Raw genomic sequence first — 11,615 nt, 5'->3', positions numbered from 1 at the left:
CCGCCCAAGTGCATTTTTAATTTATTGCCTATACACCGCACGGTAAACGAAACAAAAAATATAAATCTAATAATAATACAATTTTTACTATAACTTTAAAATATATTCTGCGTGCGTTGCTAATTACAGCTTGGGTGGGTGTTAATAAGTTAAATAAAAACAAAAAAGAATTTTATTGTCTTTGGTTAAAATATTTGGAAACTTTTAATCATGTAATTCGTCTAATTATTATATATTAAAATTGGTATTAGGAGAAAACTATGAAACGCGTTATTCTAGTTGTTTTTATTACAGTTGTATTATCTGTATCATTATTCGCTGAAAGAAAAAATTATTATTCTAGTAATGAACCTTATACTTACTTTATATATAATGAAGATTCTCTTACTAAAGAACAATTATATAAAATAATGGAATTAAAAAAAGAATATCAGCCTAAAATCTCAGAATTAAGAAAAAAAATGTATTTGGAAAGAAATAAAATAAAATTAGAAATGCATAAAAGAAATCCTGATGAACTCATTATTAATAATTCAATAAATTTTAATATGGAGTATGCTAAAGAATTAAGAAAGATAGCCAATGATTTTCTTCAAAAATATAATGAAATAAAAAATAATAAATAATTCATACATAAACAAAACTAAGCCTTATAAAAAGAAGAGATAATCAATTTCTTCTTTTTTTATATAAAATTATTTTTTATATTTAAATAAATTGTTTTTACATATATAATATAATTGCTGATTTTATAATTTATAAAAAATTGAAGGAATACAAGAAAAATAGAAAATTACAATATGAATTATTATAATTTTATTCATAATATGAGAGCAGATTCCGGTCTTTCATTTCTTAAAAAACTCAATTTTGAAACATTAGAAAATAATGATTTATTTTTTTATGATTTAACTGAAAAACTAAAAAATGATAAGATATTAAATATTCGTTATAATGATACGGCAATACTTCCGCTGCTTGTAGATTCTTATATAGATGAATGTGCCTATAACGGTGATAATGAAAGTTTTGAGAATGTTATAGGAAGTATAAATTCAATACTTATAAAAAACAGTAATAATTTATACGCTAGAAATAAGGCGGCATTTTTATATTATACTAAATATATTTATGATTATGATGATATTTATTATGATATAGCATCAGATCATATAGAAAGAATAATTCATTATAATAGCGAAATTAGTCATTTTATTTCGGCAATATTAAATCATTTTAAATACACGATAACTAAAAATAATGAATATTTTAATAAAGCATTAGAATCGTACAAAGAAGTATTAAATTTAATAGGCAGTGATATAAATTTAAGCTATAATATTTTTTCACTCTATAAATGTAAGTATTCAAATGCTGAAAAAGAAAAACATTTTAATATTGCGGCAGAGGAATATTTACAAATATTAGATTTTGATAATGATAATATATTTGTTTTAGATCATATAGCTGAATTATATAAAGATCAATTTATTTTTACTAAAAATCCTGATTATTATTTGCTTTCTATAAATTATTATATAGATTTGTACTATACAAGTAATGATATTAATATTTTACTTAATGTCGGTTTTTTACATACTATTATGTTTAAGTATAGTAAATACATACATTTTTCTGATGATGCTGTTTCTGTTTTAAAAAAGATAGAAGAGGTTAATAATCCTAATAATATATTATATATTCTTTTGGGATATATCTACTGTATGAGATATAGTTTAACTCAAAATAGTGAAGACTTTTCTTCAGCTATGAATTATTATAATGAAGTTAAAAATTCAGATAATAGTTCATATTATTTTATAGCACATATTTATATTTTATGCTATAAAAATACAAAAGATGAATTATATTTTAATGCTTCTTTGTCGGCATTCAATCATTTAGATACAGATGATACAGATATATTAAATTCTATTGCCTATTTGTATGAATGCCGATTTTCAATAACTAAAAATAAAGATGATTTTGATAATTCTTTATTTTATTATAATAAAGCACTTGCTATAGACCCTGATTATTTTTATACATATATTAATAGATTTGAACTATACAGATTGGCATTTTTATATTTTGATGATGTGAATTATTTTAAATTTGTTATTAATGATTATGAGACTTTATTAAATGAAGGACAATTAGATAATGATAATGTATTAAATTATTATATGAATTATAATTTGGGCTGCTTTTATCATTTTTTATACAGTAATAGTTTAGACGATAAGTTTTCATGCTCTGATAATAATTTAAGAGATGAATTTTTTAGTAAATCATTATTATTTTTCAGCCATTCAAATTCATTCATTGCTGTAAGCGATCTTTATAGGCTTAGATATATTGAAGATCATAACAGCGATAAATACTTTAATTTATCATTGTCATATATAGAAAAACATTTTAATATTTTCAGATATGATATCAGAAATTTATCACAGAAAGCTATACTCTATTACGAGGCGTACAAAGTAAAAAAGGATATAAAATATTTTAATACTGCTTTGGAAAATTTTAATTATGCTTTAGAGATAAATGAATATGATAAAACATTATATTATAATTTGGCACTTCTTTATCATTTACAATTATTAGAAAGCAGTTTTGAGAATTATCAATCAGCTGAAAAAAATTATCTTAAGGCTATTGATATTGACAGTACATATTATACTGCATTTGAGAATTTGGGATTTTTGTATAATAATCTCTACAGTAATTATAATGTTGAAGAAATTTTTAATAATAGTTTATCCTGCTTTGAAACTGTATTATACAATAATCAACAATCATTAATATCATTAGAAGGATTAGGTGATGTATATTATTTAAAAATTTCTAATAATACTTTTGATAAAGAAAGCAAATATGAATATATTATGAAATCTTTAGATTATTATGATTCATCTTTATATAATGGTGCAGGTATAGATATTATTTATAAAAAGTTAAGCAATATTTATTTTATATTGTTCAGCGAATACGATGACAAAATTATTATAAATGATTATTTTGATAAATATATTAATCTTCTTCCTCAAAATAGAATTCTTGCCAATAAATATTTATTTATTTTAAATAATGTTATGTATGATATTCATAAAAATAATAAATATCTGATAAAGGCTGGTAAATGTCTCAGCAGTTTTAATATAGATATATTTTCTATAAGATTATGCATTGATTTTTTTAAACATTTATTTTTTATTACCAAAAGAATAAAATATGCTTTATTTTCATTATTTTATTTGGAATATATCATTAATATAGAAAAAAATAATATAGATTATTATTTTGATATGGGAGTGATGCATTATCAAATATTTCTTAAAACTAAAAATTATGAATATGCTGTAAACTCTTTTCATTGCTACAGCAGAGTTTTGGATATAAACTCTAAATATCCTAAATGCAATTATAATAGAGCACTAATCTTAAAGCATTTATTTGAAAAGACTTCAAAAATGTATTTTATAGAAAATGCTTTTGATAATCTTATATCTTCTGTAAATCTTGGAAATATAGAAGCATATTCACTTATGGGAGATATATATTTACTATTATATAAAAGAGAAAAACCAGATGAAGAATATTTGGACAGAGCTATATGTAATTATAATCTATCTATAGAAAATAATTATTACGGCAGGAATGATTATGAAGTTTATTTTAGTTTAGGAATATGCTATTATTTTAAATATAAAAAACATAGGAAAGTAAATGAGTATTTTAATAATTCTTTATATTACTATAAGAAAGCATTGACTATCAATAAAAAAAATATCAAAATAAAAAGGTTTATTAAATATCTTCAAATAATTAAAAAAATTCCTCATTCATAATCATAATAAATTAATTTGATTTAAATAAATTATAGGTATATAATAGTAAACATAATATATTGATTTTATTATAAGGGGTAGTAATATGAATTTTAATTTTTATATGCCTAGTAAAGTAATATTTGGATGCGGTTCATTAGAAAAGCTGCATAAACAAAAATTACCCGGCAAAAAAGCATTAATAGTTACAGGCGGTACATCCGTAAAAAAATACGGATATTTAAAAAGATTGGAAGAGCAATTAGATAAAGCAAATGTAAATTATGTTTTATTTGATAAAATACTTCCTAATCCTATTAAAGATCATGTAATGGAAGGTGCTGCTTTAGCTAAAAAAGAAAACTGTGATTTTGTTATAGGAATAGGCGGCGGAAGCAGTATGGATTCTTCAAAATCTATTGCTATAATGGCTGCAAATGACGGAGATTATTGGGATTATATATTCGGCGGTACAGGTAAAGGTAAGCCTATACCAAATGATCCTTTACCAATAGTTGCAATAACTACAACTGCAGGTACAGGAACAGAAGCAGATCCTTGGACTGTTATTACCAATGGAAATGAAAAAATAGGATTCGGATATGAAAAAACTTATCCTTATCTTTCTATAGTAGATCCTGAACTTATGAAAACAGTTCCGCCAAAACTTACTGCTTATCAGGGTTTTGATGCTTTATTCCATAGTACAGAAGGTTATATAAATAAAATAGCTAGTGAAATGAGTGATTTATTCGCTTTAAAGGCTATAGAACTTATAGGGAAAAGTTTAGCAGATGCTGTTAAAGATGGAAATAATATGGAAGCTAGAGAGAATGTTGCTATGGCTAATACTTTATCTGGTATAGTGGAAAGCACTTCAAGCTGCACTTCTGAACATTCTATGGAACATGCTATGAGTGCTTATTATCCTAAACTTGAACATGGTGCAGGACTTATTATTATTAGTAAAGAATATTATACAGTTATTGCTAATTCACATGACTGTGATGAAAAAATGATTAATATGGCTAAGGCTTTAGGTAAAAAAGATGCTAGTAAAGCTATGGATTTTGTTGATGCTTTAGTTGATTTACAAAAAGCATGCGGAGTTGATAATTTGAAGCTTTCAGATTATGGAATGAAAAAAGAAGATTTACCAGCTATAGCTAAAAATGCTAAATTTGCTATGGGAGGATTATTTGAATGCGATCCTCATAATTTTACAGATGAAGAAGTTTTAAGTGTATTAGAAAAATCTTATAAATAATCTTATGCATTAATTTTATAACAAATAAAAGCTATAGTAAAAATACTATAGCTTTTGTTTTGCAATTATATTATAATTTTTTTATAAAACATATTGTATTTTAAAAAAAAATTGTTAAATTTAATAATTTATTTATCAAAAATTTTAATTATTTGTTACTATATATATAATAATATTTATTTATTCTAAATAAATTTTTATTTTGGAGAATAATAATATATGAAAAAAATAAACAGCTTAGCATTTAGAATGCCTTTTGTTATATGTATTATGGTTGTGGTTATAATAATAGCAATGCTTATATCTTCTATTAGAATAGGAAGTAAAGGGATAAGCGACAGTAAACTTGGAGGATTTAACAGTACCATAGCAGGATATGCTTCTGTTTTAGATACTTGGTTTGACTTAGAAAGCTCCCTAATAAATACTTATGCAGTAACTCCTGTAGTTATCAGATATTTAGAAGGAAATGAAGCTATTACATCAGAATTATTATTAAGTACAATAAAGAATTTTAAAAACAATAATTTGTATATAATTAATATTGGACTTGCTGATATCAATGGAAATATCATTGCTGATTCTGTATCATCTGGACTTGTAGGAAGGAATTTAAAAGATTATATTCAGCAGACTTGGTCTAAAGTATCTGCTAATAATGATGAAATTGTATACGGAGATATTTTAATGCAGTCAGAAGTAACAGGTAAATGGGCTATGCCGGCTGTAAAACTTGTGAAAGACGCTAATAATCAAAATATAGGATATATATATGTTCTTCTAGATTGGTATATTATGCATCAAACACATTTTTCTAATATAGATTTAGGGGAGACAGGCGGACTTTTTATAACTAGTGAAAATCTTTACAATATAATGGATTCGAAATATGAAAATATAGCCAATATGGAAATTAATCCTATATATAAGCAGGCTTTCGCAGGTTCCGGAAGCGGAATAATTACTTATGATGTAAATGGAGATCAAAGAACAGCCGCTTATTATAAGATGAAAAGCAGACCTTGGATAATAGCATTAGCTATGATGGATTATGAAATATTTTCACAGAATACAAAATTAATAATAGCAAGTGTAATAATAGGGATTATATCAATAGTCGCTCTTGCCATATTTGTAAGTTTATTTATTGGAACTATAACTAAACCGCTTGAAATAGTAGTTGAAGAGGCTCAGGAAATAGAGAAAGGTGATTTAAGCAATATTAAGCAGCGTATAAAACCTAGAAAAGATGAAATAGGTGTTTTATCAAAATCATTTGTTAGTATGAGAAGAAAACTTGCTGAAACTATAACAGAAGTTAATACTGCCTCTAATAATATAGTAAAAGCCGCTCAGGAGTTATCGCAGGGAAATATTGATTTATCAAGAAGAACTGAATCTCAGGCGGCAAGTCTTGAAGAGACTGCAAGTTCTATGGAAGAGATGGCATCTACAATAAAATCTTCTACCGATCATGCTGTTGAAGGTAATAATATGATGCTTGCTTCAAAAGAGGCTGTTGAAAATGCCGGTAAAATCATTGCTGAAACTACAATAAATATAGAAGAGGTTTATGAGGCTAGTACAAAAATTAAAAATATAACTAAAATTATTGAAGACATTGCTTTTCAAACTAATATATTAGCTTTGAATGCCGCGGTTGAGGCAGCAAGAGCAGGAGATCAAGGTAAAGGGTTTGCTGTAGTGGCATCTGAAGTTAGAAACTTAGCACAAACTACACAGTCATCTGTTAAGGATATTACTGCTTTAGTTGATAATACAAATGAAAAAATTAGTAAAGCTACAGAAACCGCCCGTCAGTCCCAAGACATATTTATCGATATTCAGCAGAAAATAGAAGATACTGCTAGAATAATGCAGGATATAAGTGCTACTGCTATGGAACAGCAGACAGGTGTAGATCAGGTTAACAAGGCCGTGGCTCAAATGGATACCGTAACTCAGAATAATGCTTCTTTAGTACAGGAAAGTGCTGATACCTCTGAATCGCTTCTTGCTCAGGCAAATGCTCTTAAAGATACTGTTAGTTTCTTTAAATTAAGTGATGATGATTTAATGAAAGGAAATACAGTAAAAGTAAAAAAAGAACCTAAACAAGAAATAAAAATTGAAAATACAAAAAAACAAGACTTCAGTAAAAAAGAAACTATAAAAAAAGATATTGCCAAAAAAGAATTGAAAGTACCGCCTTCTATAGAAAGGGAGAGAGAGATGGAAGCCAAAAAACAAGATAATACTATAGTTAGAAATGATGAGTTTGGTTCTACATATTCTTCAACTTCTAATGAAATGACAGATGATGGCTTTGCTTCATTCTAAAAATAATTTTAAAGCATCAGGTATCATAAATACTTGATGCTTTTATTTTTATATTATTTTTAAATTTCTTACGAACACAACGCACGGTGAATAAAATTTAAAATATATGATTATTAAAAATTCTAATTTAAATAATAAATAAGAATTTTCTTACCGTGCGTTAAATAAACTCTAAATTTAATAATCACTTGGGCGGGTGCTTTAATTTCTAAATACCGCATCAAAATAAATTAAAATTATAATTTCAAAGTTAAGCAGAAAAAATAAAAGGGCGGGGTATGTAAATTAAGTTTTAAAATTTAATTACACTTGCCCACCCTTTAGAATTTGTAATTTATTTTGTAATTTTTGTTTTTTATTTCTTTATTGTTTTATTAGAAATTATAGCACCCACCCTAGTTATTTTTAAATTTGTTATGTACACAACGCACGATGAATGAAATTTAAAATATATGATTATTAAAAATTCTAATTTAAATAATAAATAAGAATCTTCTCACCTTGCGTTAAATAATTTTATTAAATATAGAACTAATAATGCTTATAATTCCTTATATTTTTTACTATTAATATAAACATATTAAGGAGTTCTTATTATGTCTTTTGATTTTAAACTGATAGTAAGAGATAAATATTCAGAAGAAATTTTTGATATTATAAATATAGGGCAAAGTATTAAGGCTGATGATATAAAAACAGATTATAAAGTAACGGACGGAAGCAGATCATATTCTATAAAAACAGGTATAGGAAATATTTCAAGCGGAAGAGCTTTTAATATAGGAATTCCTATTTATGAATATAAAAATGAATTAGGTTCTTGGATAAGAATAGAAGAACAGTATACTAAATATACAAGCATGATTTTATCAAGTAATGTTAAAAGATATTTCATAAGAACTATATTTGAAGATGAAATTTATGAAGCAGAATATATTATGAAATCTGTAGGGGGATATAATATAAAATATATAAATAATCTTGGAGTTGTAGATATATCCCTTGAGGCATTGGATAAGGTTTTTCTAAGACAAAAAGAAGAAGAATATGAACTTCCTATTATAGAAGAGAATAAACAGGATATAAATTACAAATCACTAAGTTTGGTGCCTGTTCCTGTGAATTTTAATTTAGAGTTTATTGTAGTAGGAGGAACATTAGAATTTTTATTTGCCAATAGACAAAACTTCGGCATACAATTTAGCGGTGAACTAAGAAATGGAGTTTATAATATAGATTTTGATGGAGAGAGATTGAATGTAAATGGGGCTTCATATAATTATAAAGGAGTGCAGCCTGAATTAAATGTTGGTAATAATGTATTTTATTTAGAAAGTAATCAAACTTGCGTTAAGGCCTCTATCAGATATAAAAGAGGAATTTTAATATGATTAAAAGAAAGCCTTATCATTTTTTAAGAAATAAAATATATAAACTTCCTCCTGCTCCTTATATTAATTTTGAAGAATTTGCTACTTATATAAAAATTAATGGAAATATATATTCAGAAAATACATACAATACTTATTCAAGTTATGAGTTTAAAGTTAATAAAAGAGGAGGCGATGTAAGCAAAGTAAGTTTTAGCACTCCTCTTAATTATTTTAATATCAATGATAAAGTTGAATATTATCTCAATGGTAAGAAAAGATTTGCAGGATATATTGAAAGTATAGATAATGCGGGGCTTAATTTAAGTATTATTCCTATATGGGGAAGACTTCTTCATCAGTATATACAAGGCGATTTAATATTGGAATCAACCAAAGGAGCATTGGATATAGTTTTATCTTTAAGAGAAAAAATTGAAGAGATGAATATAATATTTGATGAAAAAAATATTACTCTTAATAATGATAAAGAAATAACAATGTCTTTCAGCGGAAAAAATATTTCTGATATACTTGATGAGGTAGAGGAAAATTTATCTGATACTTGGTGCTGGGGTGTAGATTTTGACGGATATTTTTATTTCAAAGAATTTTCAGATATACCTGCTAAAAAATTAAATTGGTATAATAATGATTTTTCAGACAGCGAATATGAAGAAGATTCTGCCGATTTAGTGAGCCGTTATATTATCAAGATGAAAGATACAATTACAAATGAAGAAGGTAATGAAGAAGAAGTATATAGGACGCTCCCTAAAATAGTAGGTGCTGATAAACTATATCCTCCAATACCATTAGAACAAGAAATAGGAATAAAAACTGATATATTTGAAATAGAGTATAAATTAGAAAATTATGATTTAGCTTATCAGTTTGCTTATCAATTTTTAACTAATCAAAACAAAAAAGAAATAGTTAAAATAAAAACTCTTAACATCAAAAACTATGATTTGAATATTAATGAATGTATAGAATGCATATTAAAGCCAACTAATAACTTTTATCAGATTATAGATTTTAATGATTTCACAGAAACAGAAAGCAGATTAAATGAAGTTTATTCATCAGATATCATAGACATTGATGCTAGTATAGAATATAGAAAATATCCTAATTATAAACAGCAGCAGTCTGTTGCTCTTACAGATATAGATAAATATTATAAACAGATTTGCAATCAAAGTTATAATATTACAAAGATAGTGATATTTTTTTCTGATGGCATTCAAGATGACAGCATTAAATCATCAAATGTATCAGCGGTATTTCAAATAGAGGATAAAGAACATTTTCAAAGAAAGTATTTTACTAATGGATTCGGTGTATTTGATGTAAGAGGATATGATAAAAGAAATATTATAATAACTTCAGAGAGAGGCAATATTTTATATGATAAATTCATTTGCTTTTTTGATATAGGTTCAAGGATAGCAGATATGAATATACGGACAATAGATTATAAATTTGAAAAAAATTCTCTTAATATAGATTTAGAACTTGCCAAGATGAATATTAATCTTACCAATTATTTATATAATCAGGAAGAGCGAAGAAAAAATCTTGAGAGAATATTAAATAATAGCGGTTTTTAATTATATTTAATGAGAGAGGTTTATAAATATGAACAGCAATCTAAATAAAAATATTTCTGATACTAATAAGGAATTACAGAACATAGAAGAAAGTATAAAGAGAATAAATTCAGTATATGAAACTTCTTTGTTTTTTAATGATTCATCAAAAACATTTAATGATTTTACAAGTTCGGCAGAAGAAGCAAATAAAGCGATAGATAATACATCATCTTCTATAAACTCTCTTGATGAAAGCATTAAAAGTATTAATATAAAAAATTTTACTGACGGTATAAAAGATTCTATTTCTAGTGTATCAAGCATATATAAAGATTTAAGTGCAAGTTTTTCAGATTTTTTTCATTATGATTTAAGCTCTTATGATAATGCAATAGAAGAAGCTAAAAATAAATTGCAAGAGTTTGATGATTATCAAAGAGAGTTAAGAGAAAATAAAAAAACTCAAGACGATGAGGATTATGAAAACTATTTATCAAGACTTGATGAAGAGCTTGAACTTGCTATTGAAAGTAAAGATGCTATGAGTGCTGAGGCTATACGAATAAAGCAGGAAGAGTTAAAGAAAAAACAGGATAAAGAAAAAGAAGATTTACAAAAAGAAAAAGAAATACAAACTCAAAGGGAATTATTAGAAAAAGAATTGGCACAGGCAGAGTATAATAAAGCTTATGCTGAGTGGGATAATGAAGTAAAACTAGCAGAAATGGAAAAAGCAAAAGCTATAGCGGATGCAGTTTTAATACCTTCTCTTGCTATAGCACAATCTGCGTTGGGAGTAGCCGCTTCATTTGCTCAGGGAGGTCCAATTGGTTTTGCAGCTGGTCTTGTAATATCTGCTACTGCTATATCATCTGCAATTTCTGCTGCTTCCGGTATTGTATCATCAGCTAATGCTTTAGACAGTGTAAAATCTAATCCTCCTCAGGCTCCTCAATTTGCATTCGGCACAACAGGGTACACTATTCCAGATGGAGGCTCTGCTATAGTCGGTGAGATGGGGGCAGAGATTGTAACAAATAAAGCTGGTAAAATACAAGTTCAAAGTAATGCACAATTGCAGGAACAAGGTTTTTCTAAAGGCGATATTTGGAATGTTACTATAAATGTAGAACAGGCTTTAAATCCTGATGAAGTTTACAAACTTATGAATAGCTATAAAGCAAGAAATAGTCAGATGTATTCAAGGTAA

7 protein-coding genes are annotated in these 11,615 nt (G+C 26.1%); all 7 read left to right on the top strand.

Features of this window, described 5'->3' with window-relative positions:
* Positions 1-260: 260 nt before the first annotated feature.
* The 7 genes from BFL38_RS03350 to BFL38_RS03320 all read left to right on the top strand — a co-directional run bounded on the left by BFL38_RS03350 (position 261) and on the right by BFL38_RS03320 (position 11,615).
* A complete protein-coding gene (locus BFL38_RS03350; protein ID WP_069725725.1) occupies positions 261-626 on the top strand; it encodes a hypothetical protein in 366 nt (121 codons plus the stop codon).
* Between the two features lie 174 nt (positions 627-800).
* On the top strand, positions 801-3,854 hold the full coding sequence (locus BFL38_RS03345; RefSeq protein ID WP_176720541.1) for a tetratricopeptide repeat protein: 3,054 nt from the start codon (positions 801-803) through the stop codon (positions 3,852-3,854).
* A gap of 85 nt (positions 3,855-3,939) precedes the next feature.
* A complete protein-coding gene (locus BFL38_RS03340; RefSeq protein ID WP_069725724.1) occupies positions 3,940-5,100 on the top strand; it encodes an iron-containing alcohol dehydrogenase in 1,161 nt (386 codons plus the stop codon).
* Between the two features lie 219 nt (positions 5,101-5,319).
* Positions 5,320-7,440, top strand: coding sequence for a methyl-accepting chemotaxis protein (locus BFL38_RS03335; RefSeq protein ID WP_069725723.1), 2,121 nt, complete (start codon positions 5,320-5,322; stop codon positions 7,438-7,440).
* A gap of 596 nt (positions 7,441-8,036) precedes the next feature.
* Entirely contained in the window at positions 8,037-8,831 is a 795-nt protein-coding gene (locus BFL38_RS03330; protein ID WP_069725722.1) for a hypothetical protein, read from the top strand.
* Positions 8,828-10,423, top strand: a complete 1,596-nt coding sequence (locus BFL38_RS03325) for a hypothetical protein (protein ID WP_069725721.1) — start codon at positions 8,828-8,830, stop codon at positions 10,421-10,423. The genes BFL38_RS03330 and BFL38_RS03325 overlap by 4 nt, the downstream gene beginning before the upstream one ends.
* Before the next feature lie 28 nt (positions 10,424-10,451).
* Positions 10,452-11,615, top strand: a complete 1,164-nt coding sequence (locus tag BFL38_RS03320; protein ID WP_069725720.1) for a coiled-coil domain-containing protein — start codon at positions 10,452-10,454, stop codon at positions 11,613-11,615.

The sequence above is a fragment of the Brachyspira hampsonii genome (genome assembly GCF_001746205.1).
Lineage (GTDB): Bacteria > Spirochaetota > Brachyspiria > Brachyspirales > Brachyspiraceae > Brachyspira > Brachyspira hampsonii_B.
Note: the sequence above shows the minus strand (reverse complement) of the source record. Positions and strands in the feature narration are given on the sequence as shown.

Excerpts from the sequence above, each read along its gene's own strand:
- BFL38_RS03350 (WP_069725725.1), top strand. The coding sequence starts at position 261 with ATGAAACGCGTTATTCTAGTTGTTTTTATTACAGTTGTATTATCTGTA.
- BFL38_RS03345 (WP_176720541.1), top strand. The coding sequence starts at position 801 with ATGAATTATTATAATTTTATTCATAATATGAGAGCAGATTCCGGTCTT.
- BFL38_RS03340 (WP_069725724.1), top strand. The coding sequence starts at position 3,940 with ATGAATTTTAATTTTTATATGCCTAGTAAAGTAATATTTGGATGCGGT.
- BFL38_RS03335 (WP_069725723.1), top strand. The coding sequence starts at position 5,320 with ATGAAAAAAATAAACAGCTTAGCATTTAGAATGCCTTTTGTTATATGT.
- BFL38_RS03330 (WP_069725722.1), top strand. The coding sequence starts at position 8,037 with ATGTCTTTTGATTTTAAACTGATAGTAAGAGATAAATATTCAGAAGAA.
- BFL38_RS03325 (WP_069725721.1), top strand. The coding sequence starts at position 8,828 with ATGATTAAAAGAAAGCCTTATCATTTTTTAAGAAATAAAATATATAAA.
- BFL38_RS03320 (WP_069725720.1), top strand. The coding sequence starts at position 10,452 with ATGAACAGCAATCTAAATAAAAATATTTCTGATACTAATAAGGAATTA.